Here is a 19,234-nt window from a genome sequence, read left to right as displayed (position 1 = left end):
GCTAGGCAGTATGGGGTAGTGATTGCATCAGGAATATCTAGTGAAACATAGCCAATATATATTATTATTTGTTTCCCTTTGACTTCGAAGGCTGTTGATCAACAGCTTTGAATCCTCTCCGAAGAGGATTCAGGTAACTGTAGTGACGTCCATACATGAAGTAAATGATCAGACCGATAACCAACCAAGCGAAAAACGTAATCCATGTCAGAGCAGCTAGACGGGTCATCAGATATACACAACCGATTGCACTCAGTATCGGAATCCATGGAACAAAAGGCACCTTGAAGCCGCGTTTGAGATCAGGGTTGTTTTTTCGCAGAACGATAATGCCCAGACTTACAACTGCGAATGCAAACAAAGTACCGATGTTGGTAAGCTCAGCTAGATGACCGAGTGAGATGAACCCCGAGAATAGCGCAATGATGATACCTGCCATCCATGTACCTGTCGCCGGTGTTTGACTTTTACCACTGATTTTTGAGAATACCGGGGAGAGCAATCCGTCACGTGACATGGAATACAATAGACGGGTCTGCCCATACATCATAACGAGCAGAACGGTTGTTATCCCGGTGATTGCACCAAGAGCCACAATCCAGGACAGCCCATGCAGATTCACGAATTCAAACGCAAAAGCAACTGGATCACTAACATTCAGCATGTGGAAAGGCACGATGCCTGTCAAAATCAAGGATACAACGATATACAGCACGGTGCAGATCGCCAAGGAAGCAATAATGCCTATCGGCAAGTCGCGCTGAGGTCGTTTCACTTCCTCCGCTGCCGTGGAAACCGCATCAAATCCAATATAGGCAAAAAAGACCGTCGCCGCACCAGCGGTTACTCCTGAGATGCCAAACGGCAAAAACGGCTGCCAATTGGAAGGCTGTACATAAAACACGCCCACTCCGATAAAAATCAGCACAACAATAATTTTGATCGCAACCATAATGCCATTGGCACGGGCCGCCTCCTTGACTCCACGGGTGAGCAGAAAGGTGATCAGTAACGTAATGGCTGCTGCGGTAACATCGAAATAGGTCCCCTTTTCAGGATTGTATGCACTGCTGAGTGCATGCGGCAGCTGTAATCCGAAGCCTGACAGCAGCGACTGAAAATAACCGGACCACCCGCTGGCCACGGCCGCGCTGGCGAATCCATACTCCAGAATCAGATCCCAGCCTAGAATCCAAGCAATGACTTCACCAAAAGCAGTGTAACTATACGTGTATGCACTCCCTGAAGCAGGTACGCTGGATGCGAATTCGGAATAGCATAGTGCAGCGAATGCACAGATGATGCCTGCAAGCAAAAAAGAGAGCACCAATCCAGGACCAGCATAATTTGCCGCCGCGACTCCTGTTAATACAAAAATCCCTGTACCGATAATTGCTCCTACTCCAAGCGTTGTTAAGTCCAAAGGACCTAGCGCCCTTTTTAACGCACTATTTTCTTCTTCGAAGGCAATTGGCTTTTTCCGAAGCAGCGAAGATCGTTTCTGATTCTCTGACATAAACATGTTCCTCTCATTACAAACGTAGAATGAAGTATACCTTCCAAGCTGCTTCATCTCGATCTGTTCTATAAAAAAGTCGTTTGTTCTATATTACCGATCACCTACAAAAATCTAGCGTATTCTACACGTTGTCGCGTTGCTATGCTAAATTTATTTTTTCATCACTTTACTATTTTGTTCTTTTGAGTCGAATAATATCATGAACTGTTGGATAGGTCGTTAAATGAAAATCGATTTAAAACAAAACTGCGTATAATTTATATTATGCGCAGTTTTTTTAGTGCTTTTCATATGCCTTTAAATCACTTTAACCCGTTGTTATGAGCATTTACATAAATAAAGAATTTTTTCGTCTTTTTCCGCTGTCACTTCGCGCCAAAATTCGTCTGAAGGTTACGTCTCCCCCTACTCTCGTCGATAGTCGACTTCTTATTGTTTAGATATAGAAAAAAGCCGCTACATTTAGCGGCTCCTTTCAATGCAATATATTCCTTATGTCATACAGGTGTCTCTCGGCCAAAGATTTATACGAGCTTTACTCCCAGCTCAAATCCTGTCCATTGGTTTCAATCACATTTTTTATACCCGTAGAAACTGTTCTTGTTATTTGGCAACAACCCTTGCTTTAACCACGATTGGTTTTGAAACCTTTAAGAAAACACAATCCGATCCGCATCAGACATCTGATACTGGGTTAATAAATATTCCTTACTTTCCATCGCTTGGCTTCGAATGTCGTCCAGGTTCACATGCAGCAGCTTACCATTTTGCTTCACAAGTTTTCCTGCAACAAAAACCGTGTCCACATTGGATGGATTGGCGAATTGCACAACAGCACCGATCGGATCGTGAACGGGGAACAAATTCAGATCGGTTGTGCGAATCATAATCAAATCGGCTTCTTTTCCCGGTGTAACTGAACCTGTTTTCCGCTCCAGCCCTAAAGCCTGTGCACCGGCCGAAGTTGCAAACCGCAGTACCTGACTCGATTGTAAACTCAGCTCTCCCGGCATTTCACCTTGCGCCAGCAATAACTCGTTCGTTCTGGAACGCTCAGCTTGCAACGCAAATTTCATCTGTGAAAACATATCTCCACCTGTCGAAGTCACCACATCCACGCCAAGCGTTGGCGTACCCCCATGTTCTAGAAAATATCCTGTAGCAGGATAGCCATGACCCATCATCATCTCTACTTCAGGCGTAACTGACAAAGAGGCTCCCGTGTCTGCCAGCATTTTGAATTCGTCCATGCCCATCGTATTGCCGTGAACGACATTAATACGCGGGGTAAGCAGCCCTGCCTCGTACATTCGGCTAATGGAACGGTCTGCAGATCCCCAGCTGCCAAACCCGACATGCATTGAACAAATTGCATCCAGTTCTTCTGCGAGCTGAATGTCTTGCACCGTTGTATCCCAGTGGCTAAACTCTGGGCCGCGAATAGCTAGTCCATACGTGACCAATTGGTCACTAGAGGAGAAATAACGCTCCTTCACCCCTCTGATATTCTCCGGGTATGAAAGGGTACTTTCCCGATTCCAATAGGCGGTTTCCCCTGGAACACCGTGAGCAAAGACAGCTCGGATCCCTGCATCCTGCAGCCCACGAATAAGTCCATCGGTATGATCAGGTGAATATGGCATGCTCCAATCAAGTACCGTCGTCACACCCGCGTTAAGCGCTTCCAAAGAACCTAGAAGATTGGCAATGTAGCTGTCCTGTGGTCGAAGCTTGCTTCCCATGGCACCATAGTACAGATTTTGCAAATACACGGGCAGCGACCAGTTCGTTCCAGCTGTTTTCACAAGAGATTCCCACATATGCCGGTGTGTATCCACCAATCCCGGCATGACAATCATGTCTGATGCGTCGATCACCACAACATCTGCATCGGACACCATGATATTCGGTTGAACGGCTGCAATCAAAGAGTCCTGAATAAGTACATCTGCCCTGTTAAACTGACCAATACGAGCATCCATCGATAATACACAACCGTTTTTCAATAGATAACCTGTCCCCATGAGACACCTCTCCAATCGTAATGGTTTGTAAAATGATCTGATCCGCATTGCTTGTCCTTACATATGATTTATGACTATATTTTCGCTAGTATATATACATTATATATCAGGTGTTAATATTTATCAATTATGGACACCAAACTCCTATCTATAGTGATGACTATTCTTACATCGTTAAACTTCATTCTTATCTCCGTTGGATTCCAGCTTACGTTTCGCTCGAAAACGTCTCACCTTCATTAGATTCCCGCACATTTTATCATCGCAATATTTCTGTGTCCTACTGCGAGTATCGTCATAGAAGATCCAGCGGCAGTCCGGGTTGTCACAGCATCGAATTCTCTTTCCATCGCCCTCCACCAGTGTAATTGCAAAGTCAGCAGCGACTTCTGCCATCACCTGAAACCAATGCGCATGGATGGGAACCAGCTTAACATCCAGTCTTTGACCCTCTGCAATTAGTTGTCTGATTACCCCACCACACCGCATAGAGTCATTTAACCATGCTTGATCCTTCTCCGTTAGGGGCGTTCCCGCTGACAAACGGATAGCCAGAGACTGTAACTTATCTCTAAAGATTCTCATAGCGGATTCCTCTTCAGTCGATGCCGAAACTTGTGCTTCTAATTGCCAACGATTCAAGAAATCCTGCTGCCAGCCTGCTTTTCCCAGTCTGTCTTCAGATCGATCCCCGCCGCGCCAATCATGATAGTCGCTATTTACAAAATCTGTCCATAATCTATCCATCTATACCTCCGGCATTGTAACTATCTAAATTCATAAAAGATGGTTACTTTCTTTTGAATTGTGTTATATTAATTGTAACCATTTCAAACCATATTAGCTAGTTACAAGCATGAAGACGCAAGTCATGAGATGAGTTCCACAAGAGAGGAATGAATTTTAAAAATGACGTCTGTTACAACTGCATTAGATGTGTTGGTTATTCAAAAAGAAGATACTTGGGATCAATGTAACTGGATCGTCCCTTTGTCGAAGGCGATTGAAGGGCTGACCGCAGAGCAAGCAGCTTGGATCCCTCCTTCAGGAGGACTAAGCATATGGCAGCTGGTCAATCATATGTATTATTACAACGAGCGGATTTTAGAGCGTCTTCAAGATCGGGCTCCATCTACACCTGCTGCTGAATCGAATGAAGCTACGTTTGGCAAACCCGGTGACCCCTTGGACCAGGTTGGCTGGAGCCAACTTGTAGAGCGAACCACTAAGCTTGCAGAGCAGTTGCACAATAACCTGGTTACGTTGCAGGATTCCAGACTTGAAGAAGCCTATTTGGATTCCGAACAGAACTGGGCTCAAACGCTTGCCCGCTGGGTTCTTCACGACGCATATCACGCGGGTCAGATTGTACTTCTTCGCAGGCAGCAAGGAAGCTGGAACATCATTTTCTAAAAAAATGCTTGAACTGCTAGCGCTTACAGGAATAAGATGAACTTATTAATGTTACAACTTGTACTATAACCTATAAATTGAATAGGATCTTCGGGGTAGGGTGCAATTCCCGACCGGCGGTGATGTTCCAGTTGGAACCAGCCCGCGACTCGCTGTTGACTGCTTAGGACAACAGCGACTGACTTGGTGTGACTCCAAGGCCGACGGTACAGTCCGGATGAGAGAAGATCAACACATGACATACCGCCTATGGGAAGGTTTCTTTCCTGACGATATGTTCATGGATGAGCCCCCGTTTATTTGGTGTATGCCAAAACGGGGGCTTTTGTCGATTTTGCCAACTGAAGATTCCGTGTTCTGACGAAGGAGTCCTGAATATGGAAAAGACACAGCATGCATCAACAGTTTATCGCAAGGAACGAAGCAATACCGGATTTTGGCTCGTTGTTCTCGGTGCTGCCCTATGGGGCGTAGATCCATTGTTCCGCATCATTTTGCTGCAAACCATGACCTCTACTCAAATTGTACTGGTGGAACATATTATCGTGAGCTTGGTCGCTATACCCGTCTTATGGAAATTCCGCGCCGACCTGAAACATCTGCGAGCCCGTCACTGGATCGCCGTTATCTTTATCTCATGGGGTGGCTCTGCACTGGCAACGGTATTATTCACGCTCGCACTGACACACAATGATCCGAATACCGTTTTATTGCTGCAAAAAATGCAGCCCATCTTCGCGATTGTTTTAGCTAAGATCTTACTGAAGGAAACACTGCCGCGCCGCTTCGGCTGGTTATTTGTTGTTGCTCTTATCGGAACTTATCTGCTTACTTTTGGATTTACTCTTCCGCTTGGAAACTGGAACAATTGGATTCATGCGGGCAGCCTGTTGTCACTTGGCGCTGCTGCCTTATGGGGAGGCTCTACGGTGATGGGCCGACTGATGCTGGGGCAAACCCGTTATGAAACGGTCACCTCCCTTCGCTTTGTCGTAGCTCTGCCCTTGCTGATCTTCATGACCTGGAACGAAGGCGCAGCGTGGACCTTACCATCCGGTGCAGGAGAACAGGCAGCTGTTGCGCTCAACATTCTGGGGCAGGCGCTACTGCCAGGCTTACTGAGTCTATTGTTATACTATAAAGGTCTCTCGACCACCAAAGCTTCCGTAGCCACACTGGCTGAGCTGAGCTTCCCAATGGCGGGTGTTCTTGTGAACTGGATTGCATTCCGAACGCTCATCACATGGGAACAGCTGCTTGGATTCATTCTCATCTGGATTGCTTTGTTCGCTATATCCAAACAGCAGGAACGATCTACCACAGCTGCTGACGCAGCTCCTAAGCTTCGGACAGAGTAAGAAAGATCTTATTTATATCTTAAAGGCACTGCACATCCTTCTGGATCGGCAGTGCCTTTTGTCTTTTTATAATTCCAGTGGTACGATGACATATGGACAGGTATTTATACTATTTCATATTTTCGGAGAGGAACGATCGTCATGTCTTCATTTTCATATACGTCCTATGATGCCATAGGTCTGGCTGAACTGGTTCGCTCACGGGAGGTTTCCCCCGTTGAATTGCTGGAAGCGGCCTACGCTCGCCTAGAAGAAGTTAATCCGCAGCTTAATGCGGTCATTCGTACATATGAAACACGCGCACGTGAGGAAGCCGGCTATGTTCGTCCTGGTGAGCAGCCTTTTGCAGGCGTTCCATTGCTCCTCAAAGACATCTCGCAATCGCTGGAGGGGGAAATTCTGACTTCCGGTTCCCGCCTTCTCAAGGATCATCGAGCTTTGCGCAACTCTAACTTTGTATCCAAACTCCGGGATGCAGGCTTCGTTATCATTGGACACACGAACACACCGGAATTTGGCCTCAAAAATATTACTGAGCCACGTCTTCATGGTCCGAGTCGTAATCCATGGAATACGAATCATTCACCCGGAGGTTCAAGCGGCGGTGCAGCTGCAGCTGTTGCTTCGGGTATCGTACCCATGGCCGGAGCCAGTGATGGCGGGGGTTCGATCCGGATTCCAGCCTCCTTCAGCGGTTTATTCGGACTAAAACCTACTCGGGGACGGACTCCTGTTGGTCCAGGTATAGGCCGTCAATGGCAAGGTGCATCCATCGACTTCGCGCTGTCCCGGACTGTGCGAGACAGTGCCGCCTTACTGGATACCCTGCAGGTCATTCAGCCTGAAGCCGCATTTCATGCCCCGCTCTTTCCGGGCAGTTACTTGGCCGATATGAACTATCCGCACCAACGCAAACTAAAGATCGCTTATACCACAGATTCACCTGTAGGCACCCCGGTTAGTGAGGATGCGAAGGAAGCAGTGTACAAGCTGGTTCGGTGGCTGGAGGAACAAGGTCATCACGTGGAGGAAAAATTGAGTCCGGTCAACGGTGTTCGGTTAATGGAGAACTATTATATGATGAACAGCGGTGAAATGGCGGCGATGATCGCCTCCATGGAGCATGCTATGGGCCGATCTTTGACTTCCGGCGATATGGAGATTGAATCCTGGGTGCTGGCTGAGGCAGGCAAAAAGGTATCGGCTGCAGAATTCGTTCACAGTCTTGCCGAATGGGACGTGGCTGCCGCACAGATGTCTACGCTCTTCGAGCGATACGACTTCTATATCACACCGGTTAATGCCTTTCCTGCACCAAAGGTTGGAGAGCTAACTCCTCATGAGGAGCAGATTCAGCATCTGATGCAGATTAGCGAATTGGATAAGGTGCATCAGCAGCAATTGATTTATGAAATGTTTGAACCAAGTCTCACCTACACTCCTTTCACCCAACTCGCCAACCTGACAGGCCAGCCTGCAATGAGTGTTCCGCTGCACCTCACAGCGGATGGCTTGCCGATGGGCGTGCAAGTGATGGCAACCAAAGGGCGTGAAGACTGGCTGCTCCATCTGGCTGGCCAATTGGAAGCTTCCGGACTGTGGATCGGAATGAGCGGAAACCCGCTTTTCCCTTTCTAAGTTAAAGAAAAAGGACAACAATCTAACTCCCTGACCAATTGAGTAAATCAAGAGTCACGGAGTTAGTTGTGTGTTCGACTTTGGTAACAATAGCATTGCGTTATGCAAGTGTGTTCAATTTTCAGATCCGAATTACGCACACCTAGTTAAGGTATCCATTTTCGCACCCAGTTGGTTTACATAGTATTTACTACGTAACTTAATGAGAATTTCTTAAATTTTAATGTTCACATCCGTCAAAAGGTACGTCTCGTTCAATGAGCTTAACGACATTATCAATTGCGTTTAGTTGTTCCTCTGAAAGTAGATTTTCATCTCCATCCCAATCACCTAACCACCAGAAGAACGAGCAAATATTGCGGTATTCCATAAACATAGGAATGGACTTGATCCATCGTTAGCGAGAGCATGAATATGCTGTGTAAGTACCAAGCCTCTTGAGTGAGGATTCTCGATATCATATTTCCCTGTGCAGCAAGCCTTACCCGAAACATGTATACCTACTAATCAGGACATTATTTATAGTGGTTATTACCGCGCACTAGCAAGTTATTAATAGATTACTCTACTGCCCCGGTGGCAGCGATCCGAAGATCAACTTCGACATCAAACTGAGCACGGGATAGCTCTTTTCCCCAATTGTCCTGCACTTCCTTGTACAACGGGTACTGATATGCCCGGGCATAGAATCCAAAACCAACAGGGTCTATTTCATAGTGTTGGCATTTTTCAATGAGCTTCTCAATCGCAACTTCCATTCCCTCGCTCAATTTTTTTTCCATGTCATTGAAATTATCCTGGAGTTCAAACTCAAGAAACTTTTCCGTGATGGCAATAATTGATTTTACTTTTACCTTATATCGAAATTTCCCGTTCTCATGAGAAGATTTAATCTTTACTGAGGTGCCTCCTAGAGTAAAACTTACTTTATCTATATTATACGGAACCGTTTGTTGTAGTTTATCCACAGGAAAAGTGAGATTGATACCGGGTCCCGCCTCCTTTTTCAAAATCTGAAGAAGTGAAGTCTCCTGATAGGTAAGTGAAGTTCGGTATTGGGCTTGCTGTGAAAGGAGAGTCGTTCCTTTAAGCATGATCTTGTTATTCTCAATCTTAATTTCCGAGATAGCAGGGGTCATCGCCCGGTCATACAATTGTCGATGAAGCTCTTGCGCAGTTGTTGAGACCGTAGTCGAAATTTTGCTTCCTGATTCGACAATCGCTTTTAAAAAGATGAGTATTGGCGGCTGATCCTTCGATTGGAAGTTAAAAATATCCGAAACTGGACCATCAACTGCGATGATCCTGTCGGTAATTGTATTCCGGGGATCACGGAAGGTAACATCCAATACTTTAAACCAATCCTTGTATTTAAGTAATTCTTTCCCTACCACAATGACCTGAAAATTCCGTCCTCCTACCGAACCTGGAAATTGAGCATCCTGCTGATTCTTGGACGATCTTAATCCCTCAGCTAACCCTTCCGCTTCACGGCTTTTCTTTTGAATGTCTTTGCTGAATACAGGCGCGGAGACATAATAATGGAGCTTTTGGTCTTCGACATCCAAGCCCAATGCCAATGGAACGGTAGCATCTTCCAAGTTGGTTTTGCCACTTCCGCACCCTGTAATTGCACACAACCATATGCAAACTGCAATAAAAACACCCAATTTTTTTATCCATTTCATGTTCGTTTCCCTCCCTTCCATTTGTTGAAAATAACGACATACAAAAGAATGGCTGCAGGTAATACGAATTCCATCACAAATCCGATAAGATTGAGTGAATTGTTAATTTGTGTAGCTGCCATGAAACTGGGACGATAGATGAAAAAGCTGATTGCCATGAGAATACACCATGCAGCAAGGTGAATATTGTCCTTACCTTTTCCCAGTAATGTGGCAGAGCATCTGGAAACAATGTGCATGGAGGGAATCCATATACATGAGAAGATAAACATATAAAATGCAATAAACAACACTTCGACCCGTTCGATAAATTGAAATTCAATAGACTTCAAAATACTGATCACTGGATCATTGTATTCTCCGATCTCATCAGGACTAAAATAAACAAAGCAAATAATGGTGATCCCCAAATATGCCAGGCAAGTAAGGGAATTGGAGATTAACATAGCCGTCATAGCCTTTTCCTTTTTCACTAAATGAGGGTACAGAAATAAAACCAGTCCAATGCCCAGCAAGGGATAGATCATGATTTTTATGGAAGTAAATATGGGAAGCCAACCCTCTTTAAATAGTGGAAGCAAATAAAGCCAATGAGCACGATCCAGCGTTGACACATAAACCAGGGGAATCCATATGGAGAGCATCGAAACAATTTCGGTGTACCGCCCGATCACCTGAAATCCATGCTGCGCAATCTGATAGGTGGGAATCAGAAGCAGCAAGGCCAGAATATAAATTAATGTCGTCGGCAGCAACCAGAGTTTAATGACCAGCGTAGCAACCGCGTAACCATCATATGCGAGCAGCAAAAAATAAATCATAAATAGAAAAGTAACCAGTTTTGCCGCCCATCGGCCCATATAACGCTGAACTAATTCAAGTATTGTACTGTCTGGATTATGGGTCATTAATTTCACCATTGCCATAGAGGCTAACATCGCGAGCCCCCATCCTAAAAAGACGGTCATCCAACCATCCGTTCCAGCATGTCTTGCAAGCTCTTTTGGAAGAGCCAGGAAGGCAACACTGATCTGGAAAGTAGAGATGATAAGGATGAATTGCAGCGTCGTTATCGGGCGATATGTCTTCATGTACTACTTCTTCTCCTTCCATTCCCTGCTATTTCCTTGTCGTCTTGTCTGGCGTGACCGCGTACTGATCGGGCGCGTGTTCATCATCCATAACGGCAACCGGAGTAAGGTATCCTTCCAATCTACAGGTCTGAATGGAGCAATAGGCGTACTATAAGAAGTGTTAAGCGAGTTTATCGTTATTAATCTGCCGATTATAGTCATCATGCCGACTACCAGTCCAATGAACCCGAACCAAGTGGCGAAAACCATCACCATAAAACGCATTAATCGTACCGCAGCAGCCATATCCTGATTCGGAATAATAAATGAGGATATGGCTGTAAAGGCGACTACGATAACCATGACATTGCTGATCAATCCAGCCTGTACAACCGCTTGACCAATGACAATACCCCCGACAATGCCCACCGTCTGACCAATTGGAGCCGGAAGTCGAACCCCTGCTTCCCTTAGCATTTCAAGAGTCAGTTCCATGATGATCGCTTCCACGAAAGGAGGAAACGGAACCTGGCCCCTTGATTCACCAAGCGTCAACAACAGCTTCATGGGTATAATTTCATAATGAAATGAAATAACGGATATGAAAAAGCCCGGCAGAAAGATGGCGATAAAAAAAGCAAAAATTCGTAATGTTCTAAGAAATGAGGAGATGGACCATCGGGAACTGTAATCATCAACCGTTTGAAAAAAGGACATAAACGTAACTGGAGCTACCACTACACTCGGCGAACCATCAACGACAACGACACACCGACCTTGCAGTATTTGTGAAGCAGCAGTATCCGGTCTTTCTGTCGTGATGATCTGGGGAAGCAAAGCTAGCGGTTGGTCTTCAATAAACTCAACTAATTCGCCCGTGTTAATAATGGCGTCTACATCAATGGATTGAATGCGTCCTTCAAGAACTTTTACGACCTCAGGATCAACCACATCCTCCAAATAAAGCAGGGATACGGCCGTTTGTCCTCGTCTCCCAACGATATACCGTTTAAGCTTCAATTCTTTATCCGCGATATAACGTCGAATCATGGCTATATTTTGAGAACCGTTCTCTATAAATCCTTGATGCGCCCCTTTCAGTGAAGGTTCTTGCTGTGGGTCCTCAATTGCACGTTGAGGAATACCTTTGGTATCCAGTACATAGGCTTCACTTCGCCCTTCAATAAAAAGCACACTATAGCCGATCATAATGGAACGTTTGAGATCCTCCCATTTAGAATAAGGCTTTACATACCCGACTGTTGTGATGAAGTCTTCCGAGGGGTTCCCGGACTCTAGCTGAAGTGGAGCAAGGACATCATGATTAAGTATCGTTTTGTCAGTCATTTCGTCCATGTATATGATGGCAGCCTGTTCACCGGTTTGTTTAATGTACAGCTTCCGAATGATCAAGTCGGGAGTATTCGTAAAGATTTCTTGAATTCTGGCGGTGGATTCGTTCAATTTTGGTGTGATGTTATCATCTTTCGAGATTGTGCCAGATGGTTCGTTCATTATTTCACTTTACTCCCTTCTTCAAGCAGCATTTCCTTATTATGACGATTATTCTCGTGTATATGCATTTTGCTTTGGAAAGACACACTCCAAACTTGAAACAAAAAAGCCACTAAACATAGCGACTTGTAATTGTGTACATTATTGCCTGGTCTGGCCGCTTCACCCGATGATTTAATTCAAGCATATTAATTTGCCTTGAGATGTCGGAAATCACTTTAATGATCTGTCCAATCTCCTGCGAGATCTGGACCAGATGATTAAAGCCATCCGACACATGGTTGACGGACTGATGGATGGTGCCTCATAGGAGACCAACTTCAGATTCAATTCCAATGTAGATACTAACTACAGTTACCAATTAGACAAAAAATAAGAAACAGGGACACGTCATTACACGCGTCCCTGTCTCTCTCGTTATACGGAAATATCTAATATACGATTATCTTGTAAAATTACAATTTCCAGTAAACTTGGTTTAATTACTGATGCCCTGCCTTCACCTTCAAATTATAGGCAGGAGTACACAACATTGCGCAAACGTCTCTGAATGTAAGGCTCTTGGCTATTAAGCAGATGCTGCGCATACATGACGGTGAGCCCGGAGTCGGGATCAATAATCGCCATGCATCCGGCAGCCCCGCTCCATCCAAATTCGCCATGAGGGCTTAGTGAACCGCTCTCCGACTTGGATATATGCGTACGGACACCGAGTCCAAAACCATATCCGGCCATATGATCCCAAGAGTAATCAGGGCGAGTCATCTCATTCAGATGATCTGTCCGCATTAATTCCACGGATGCCTGCGACAAAATTCGAACACCTTCAGGACTGGTACCACGACCAGTGAGTGCGTTCAGGAACAATGCATAATCGCGTACGGTAGATAACAGTCCTGCACCCCCGCTCTCCAATTCCGAACCAACACGGAACCCGTTACCGTCCATTCGAATGGCTTTTTCGAGTTCATCATTGTATGCGTATTGCGGAATCAGACGTGACTGCTGATCGTCGTTCAGATCAAAAGCTGTGTCGTTCATGCCGAGTGGTCCGGTGATTTCTTCCTGCAGATATGTCCCGAAACGTCTGCCGCTTACCACCTCAATTAATGCTCCCAGCACATCGTGACACATGCTATAGTTCCAATGCGTGCCTGGCTCAAACAGAAGCGGTTCCTTCGCGAGCGCTTTCGCAAACTCGCGAGTTGGCAGTTTTCCATCGGTGCTCTGCACGGCTTCCTTGATAGATGGCGCACCAACGTCATACGAGAAGCCCGCGGTCATAGTAAACAAATCTCGCACGGTAATTGCTCGTGTGGCTTTCTCCAATCTGACCTCACCATTCGGCATTATTTTCTTCACATTCATCTCTGCAAACTCCGGCAGATAGTCGGACACTGGATCACTGAGCAGCATATGCCCTCTTTCTACAAGTTGAAGTGCTGCAACGCAGGTCATGATTTTGGTCATGGAATAGAGATTGAAGATGGCCCCATCGGTGATTGGTGTGTTCTCCTCCAGATTAGCGTAACCGTTACGATAGTGGAAAACGGTATCATTTTGATGGATGACCATCACCTCAGCCCATGGAATTCTCCAGGATGTGATGCGATCAATAAATGAAGCAAGCGGTTTAAAGTCCATGTTTATCCGTCCTTCTATGTAGAATCTTTTATTATTGCACACTGTGAACCATGGTCACGCCACGAATCACATATTACTACTATACGACCATTTGTAAGCGTTGACTACCATTCGAAATAACTTGTTCCACAAAAACAAAAAAAGCCGCTAAACTAGCGGCTTGAAGGTAACATGCATGTCTCCAACTGCAACTAACTCTGTCTTAAACTCAATCTCATGCTGCCTTTTTGAGGTTGTAACTACAACGACAAGATTTCAATATATCCTTCTGTTCCATGCACACGAATTCGCTGCCCGTCTTTTATACGTTTCGTTGCGTTCTCCACGCCAACCACTGCTGGCAAGCCGTACTCACGTGCAATAACGGCTCCATGGGTCATCAGTCCACCTACTTCGGTGACTAGCCCTTTGATGGACACAAATAGTGGTGTCCAGCTAGGGTCTGTAAAAGCAGTAACGAGAATATCTCCATCTTCCAGCTCAGCTTCCTCCATGTCCAGAATCACACGTGCACGCCCTTCGATAACACCGGAAGAGACAGCGAGACCCACTAATGCTTCGGCTGGGAGGTTATCTCTTTTATACTTACCTGTAATGATTTCGCCATCTGACGTGATCACACGTGGAGGAGTCAATTTTTCATATAGTTTATATTCGTCTTTTCGCCTGCGGATCATCTGGTTATCCACTTTACGGTTACTCACCACTTCACGAAGTTCTTCAAAAGTAAGATCATATATATCTTCTTTTTCCCGCAAAACACCCGCCTGAACTAGTCGCTCAGCTTCCTTGAGCAAAGCTTGCTTATAAATGAAGTAACGATGAACCATGCCGTATTTGGGGTATTCTCTGTACCCGCTCAAATTTCGAATGATGTCAATCTTTTCTTTTGTTTCTTTTGCTTTTTGCTCTCCATCAGGCAGTTGCTTCAATCGGCCTAATAACTCCTCTTCTTTTCTCAAAGCCTCCTGTCGCCCTTGCTCAAACTTCCGGCTCCCTTCATTAGGCTCAAAGTTTTTGATATTACCCAGAATCAGGGGAACAAGTGTCAATGGTTTTTCAATCCAGCGAGTTCGGGTTAGATCAATTTCTCCGGCACAGCGCATTCCATATCGCTCAAGATAGGCATGAATCGCTTCTTGTGCTTCCTGGCCACCCGTGAGTTGAACAAGATCATCCAGGAATTGATCCTTTTGTACATGTTGTAAATATTGAACGACCTCAGGATAAGGACGAATCACATCTGCGACATCCAATAAGGCGAGCCCCATTTCGGACGTGATATTGTTTGGAACAGACTGGGAGATCGCATCTGCTGCGTTTTTTTCACCCAACCATTCGTTCATCTTGTCATTGAGCCAGAATGAAGCATTCATACCCGTTGTAATTACAGCTGAACTTCGCGGGTCAAATAATATCTTTCTAAGTTCCTGGATATCTTCCTGAATAAAATCAATCAAGTCAGATCCTGATTTTGTTTGGATCTTTTGTTTCAATTCTTCTATAGATGCTTCATTGTTCTTGATCAAATCCGTAACGATGGACGGATCTTGTTCATTAATTGGAGTTTGAGTGCCTGCTGGGGGCAAACCTCTATTGCCTCTACCGGAATTCTCAGCTTGATTGTCGTTCGGTAATGTTTTCACAAAATCTCCTCGCTCAATTACAGTCATTAAAGCATCTTTGATAAGCGGATCGGATTTGCCAAGGACATTCACTATATTTTCTCGGCTAACAGGTGAGGCTAGCATAGGCGTTACATCCACGAACAACCTCCCGCCCGCTACACGCATGGGTGCAGGTGTCGTCATGAGATAAAATGACAGTCCCAGTGGTTTGATGGGATCGGTCATCATTTGTTGATGGGCAACAGAAACATACACATGATTTTCTTGATCATTCACTTCAGGGATCGGAAATAACGTTGTAATTGGTCGGCTCTGGACAATGTAGAACGTGCCATCGGACAAGCACCACTCAATATCCTGCGGGCAACCAAAGTAAGCTTCAATCTGTCTTCCTATCCGAGCTAACTCCAAAATGTGATGATCCGTGAGTGTTTGAGCTTTTTGCTGATCAGTATGAATTGTCCGCGTCTCAGTCCCGCCTTCTTTTTGAGCATAGATTGCGAGTTTTTTAGTTGCAATTCTTTTCTCGACAATTTCTTTTTCTCGTACCTTATAACCATCAGCAGATACCAAGCCAGAAACCAGTGCTTCTCCCAAACCATAGCTGGCATCGATCGATAAGAGTTTTCGGCTGGACGTCATGGGATCGGCAGTAAATAGAATTCCTGAAGCCGTTGGGAAAATCATCTTCTGAATAATAACAGCCAAGTATACCTGGCTATGATCGAATCCGTTCTGCATACGGTAGATTACAGCACGATCCGTGAAAAGGGACGCCCAACATTTGCGAATATGCTCCAGTATGGCTACCTTGCCGATGATGTTCAAATAAGTATCCTGCTGACCTGCAAAAGAAGCATGTGGCAAATCCTCGGCAGTTGCACTGGAACGCACCGCATATGCATGTTCATCTCCATACTGGCTGAGGTAGCGGCTTACTGCCTCGACAACCTCGTAAGGAATTTCTGAATTCATAATGGTCTGCCGAATCTCTCTGCTGATTTCACCAATTTGATCCCGTTCTTCTACATGAAGCATCGTTAGTCGACTGAGCAAAGAGTGGTATGTCATGTTCTGTTCGATGGTTTTCTGGTATCCCAACGTTGTCACACAAAAGCCATCAGGAACCTGAATTCCTTCCCTCTTGGATAATTCCCCCAGATTCATACCCTTTCCGCCAACAAGTGAAAGCTGTGTCTTTTCGATCTCCTGGAAACTGAGAACCATAGAACCCATTCAACATCTCTCCTAATCATCAAATAGAGAAAAAAATCCTTTGACAAGATTTTAGCGGCATGCTAAAATAAAAATATAAGATAGACTTTCTATGCTCATATACATAAAGTTACTCGTGAACTGATCATACCATCGTGTTAATTGATATGCAATAATTTAAAAAGGACCTGACTAAATGTCTGGTCCTTTTTTGGGTATTTCGTTCAATTTATCCAGGTGTAATGGGTTATAACGATTAGATCCCTTGCCCTTGTCTTACTTATCTTTTTTTTAGAACGATGACTTTATACTTGAACAACAGTGTCACGCCCACATTCATCACTACGTGAACAATTACAGGAACCATTAAATTATTGGTTGCCCCATACAATGAGCCAAATAAAAGGCTTGGTATCACTATATTGAGCAGCATGATGGGCGCTTTAAAATAGGAAAAGTGAAAAGCTACAAACAAGGCTGATGAAGCAATAATTGCCACCCACTTCTCATCAAATACGACATATAACAAATTCTGGATGATTCCCCTAAACAGCAGCTCTTCAAAGAGACCTGCCAAACTCATAAAAATAAAAATGTAACAAAGGGACTGATTGGCATACTCCTTATTGGACTCATGAATATACTCCTCAGGTACCAGATACGCCATCAAAACACCAAATAAGATCAGGCCAAGCGAGCATCCTAGAACAAGAAAGACCATAAGCAAAGGTTTCTCAAAAGCTAACAGACGCTGCATGGAGACCATATCCATCTGAACGAATACGAATAATGCCGCAGAGCATATGAACAACAAGGACACATAACCTATAGCTACATCTTTCAATCGAGGTACTGCTAGTTTATTATGTACTTGTAATTGTTCCGTCTTCTTCATTTCCTTCCCCATGTGCCCCTCTCAAACCTTTTTTGGTAATAACTAGTGACATCTTACGCTGCCCCGTTCCGCAACCGTGTAGAAAGTTCTCAAGTCACTTCATTCCAATCACCTATCATTTTAAATGATGACAAGGACGATTTTCAATCATTTCACTTCCTTACGCTTCCCACCTGAGCAGCTTGATTCGGTTATTCAGTGAACAATTCGGAAATAATTTTCTCATACCGCCTATAGGAAGGAAGAACTTCATGAATTTTAACTCTCAATCAGAGAAAGACGCTTATTTAAAAGAACTGGGTGCCTTATTTATCCCTTTGGACGAGATGGAGAATCTGGACCGAATGGTTGATGCGATCGGGGATGCAGATATTGTGCTCCTTGGGGAATCAAGTCATGGGACAGCCGACTTCTATCGATACAGGGCTGAACTTTCGAAAAAGCTGATTACAAGTAAGGGATTTAACATCATCGGTGTTGAAGGAGATTGGCCCGCTGCTTATCGGTTGAATCGGTATATAAAAGGAGCACCGGGTGCCGATTCTTCGGCAGCAGACGCACTGGGTGATTTTACTCGCTGGCCGACTTGGATGTGGGCGAATACAGAAATTCGTGATTTTGCAGAATGGCTGAAAGAACATAATGCAGCGAATCGGGATGGACACAGTGAACGTTCGAAGGTCGGATTTTACGGGATCGATATGTACTCCTTATGGGAATCGATGGAGGCCATTATTGGGTATTTGGAGAAAACCAAATCTCCTCAATTGGAACAGGCCCGCCGCACCTATGCCTGCTTCGATCCATACAACAAGGATCATCAGAGTTATGGTATTGCAGCAGGGTTACTCTCCGAGAGCTGTGAGAATGAAGTGGTTGAACTGTTGAAGCAGATGCAGCAACGGCGCATGGCGCACCCGGGTAGTGAAGAAGAATTGAACGCAGAGGTCAACATGCTGGTAACTTCCAGCTCAGAAGCCTATTATCGAACGATGGTCCGCGGTGGCTCGGATTCCTGGAATGTACGTGACAGGCATATGGTGGAATCACTGAAGCGTATCATGTCCTATTACGGGTCCTCTGCCAAGGCCATTGTCTGGGAGCATAATACACACATTGGAGATGCGCGAGCAACAGACATGCTGGAAGATGGCATGGTGAATGTTGGTCAGCTGCTGCGTGAGGATGCACAACATCAGGTGTTTGCCGTTGGCTTCGGAACCTATAAAGGAGAAGTCCTTGCAGGAAGAGCCTGGGGAGATCCTGTTGAGAAAATGGTCGTTCCACCCGGGCAGCCGGGAAGCTGGGAGGATTACATGCATCAGGCAGAAGGTGGCCGTAATGGTATGGTCATGCTCTCCGAAGCGTCCTCGTTACTGCATAAAGTCATTGGTCACCGCGCCATCGGTGTGGTATATGATCCGAAGCTTGAACGCTACGGCAATTATGTACCTTCCAGCATGGCGGACCGTTATGATGCGTTTGTCCATATTGATCAATCAACCGCCCTTCAGCCACTCCCGATCCATAAGGCAGTTGCAACGGAGGTGCTTTTTTCGTCGTAACTCTGCTTGGATAAAGATCACATCTCAAAATAATATAAAAAGCGGCAGTCTCTGAATGC

At 45.1% G+C, this 19,234-nt stretch carries 13 protein-coding genes and 1 riboswitch; of the genes, 4 read left to right on the top strand and 9 right to left on the bottom strand.

Going from position 1 to position 19,234, the window contains the following annotated elements; genetic code table 11:
• Positions 1–64: 64 nt before the first annotated feature.
• The 3 genes from bcaP to AC3RCI_RS14540 form a co-directional block, all read right to left on the bottom strand.
• Positions 65–1,516, bottom strand: coding sequence for a branched-chain amino acid transporter BcaP (gene bcaP / locus AC3RCI_RS14550; protein WP_492529698.1), 1,452 nt, complete (start codon positions 1,514–1,516; stop codon positions 65–67).
• A gap of 653 nt (positions 1,517–2,169) precedes the next feature.
• The gene (locus AC3RCI_RS14545; protein WP_492529696.1) at positions 2,170–3,543 is read right to left on the bottom strand and encodes an amidohydrolase family protein; all 1,374 of its coding nucleotides are present in this window, start codon (positions 3,541–3,543) and stop codon (positions 2,170–2,172) included.
• Between the two features lie 174 nt (positions 3,544–3,717).
• Positions 3,718–4,290, bottom strand: coding sequence for a CGNR zinc finger domain-containing protein (locus AC3RCI_RS14540; protein WP_492529694.1), 573 nt, complete (start codon positions 4,288–4,290; stop codon positions 3,718–3,720).
• Positions 4,291–4,452: 162 nt separating this feature from the next.
• Between AC3RCI_RS14540 and AC3RCI_RS14535 the strand changes: the two genes are divergently transcribed.
• From AC3RCI_RS14535 to AC3RCI_RS14525, 3 genes are all read left to right on the top strand, one after another.
• Positions 4,453–4,956, top strand: a complete 504-nt coding sequence (locus AC3RCI_RS14535; RefSeq protein ID WP_492529692.1) for a DinB family protein — start codon at positions 4,453–4,455, stop codon at positions 4,954–4,956.
• 82 nt (positions 4,957–5,038) lie between these two features.
• Positions 5,039–5,189, top strand: a riboswitch (FMN riboswitch).
• A 144-nt stretch (positions 5,190–5,333) separates the two neighbouring features.
• Positions 5,334–6,314, top strand: coding sequence for an EamA family transporter (locus AC3RCI_RS14530; protein WP_154893098.1), 981 nt, complete (start codon positions 5,334–5,336; stop codon positions 6,312–6,314).
• Between the two features lie 141 nt (positions 6,315–6,455).
• Positions 6,456–7,952, top strand: a complete 1,497-nt coding sequence (locus tag AC3RCI_RS14525) for an amidase (RefSeq protein ID WP_492529690.1) — start codon at positions 6,456–6,458, stop codon at positions 7,950–7,952.
• A 560-nt stretch (positions 7,953–8,512) separates the two neighbouring features.
• Here the strand turns inward: AC3RCI_RS14525 and AC3RCI_RS14520 are convergent.
• From AC3RCI_RS14520 to AC3RCI_RS14495, 6 genes are all read right to left on the bottom strand, one after another.
• Complete coding sequence (locus AC3RCI_RS14520) at positions 8,513–9,640, bottom strand: Ger(x)C family spore germination protein (protein WP_492529688.1); 1,128 nt, start codon at positions 9,638–9,640, stop codon at positions 8,513–8,515.
• The gene (locus tag AC3RCI_RS14515; protein ID WP_492529686.1) at positions 9,637–10,731 is read right to left on the bottom strand and encodes a GerAB/ArcD/ProY family transporter; all 1,095 of its coding nucleotides are present in this window, start codon (positions 10,729–10,731) and stop codon (positions 9,637–9,639) included. Before AC3RCI_RS14515 ends, AC3RCI_RS14520 begins: the two co-directional genes overlap by 4 nt.
• A gap of 3 nt (positions 10,732–10,734) precedes the next feature.
• The gene (locus AC3RCI_RS14510) at positions 10,735–12,228 is read right to left on the bottom strand and encodes a spore germination protein (RefSeq protein WP_492529684.1); all 1,494 of its coding nucleotides are present in this window, start codon (positions 12,226–12,228) and stop codon (positions 10,735–10,737) included.
• A gap of 510 nt (positions 12,229–12,738) precedes the next feature.
• Positions 12,739–13,872, bottom strand: a complete 1,134-nt coding sequence (locus AC3RCI_RS14505; RefSeq protein WP_492529682.1) for a serine hydrolase domain-containing protein — start codon at positions 13,870–13,872, stop codon at positions 12,739–12,741.
• A 239-nt stretch (positions 13,873–14,111) separates the two neighbouring features.
• Complete coding sequence (ppsA, locus tag AC3RCI_RS14500) at positions 14,112–16,736, bottom strand: phosphoenolpyruvate synthase (RefSeq protein ID WP_492529680.1); 2,625 nt, start codon at positions 16,734–16,736, stop codon at positions 14,112–14,114.
• A 259-nt stretch (positions 16,737–16,995) separates the two neighbouring features.
• Positions 16,996–17,622, bottom strand: coding sequence for a CPBP family intramembrane glutamic endopeptidase (locus AC3RCI_RS14495; protein ID WP_492529678.1), 627 nt, complete (start codon positions 17,620–17,622; stop codon positions 16,996–16,998).
• Between the two features lie 239 nt (positions 17,623–17,861).
• On the opposite strand from AC3RCI_RS14495, the gene AC3RCI_RS14490 reads away from it, so the two are divergent.
• Positions 17,862–19,175 carry an erythromycin esterase family protein gene (locus AC3RCI_RS14490; RefSeq protein ID WP_492529676.1) on the top strand — a complete coding sequence of 438 codons (1,314 nt, stop codon included), beginning with the start codon at positions 17,862–17,864 and terminating at the stop codon, positions 19,173–19,175.
• Positions 19,176–19,234 lie beyond the last annotated feature (59 nt).

This window comes from Paenibacillus sp. MT124, assembly GCF_058792755.1.
The sequence above is the reverse complement of the archived record's forward strand: the minus strand, read 5'-3'. Positions and strand labels throughout refer to the sequence as shown.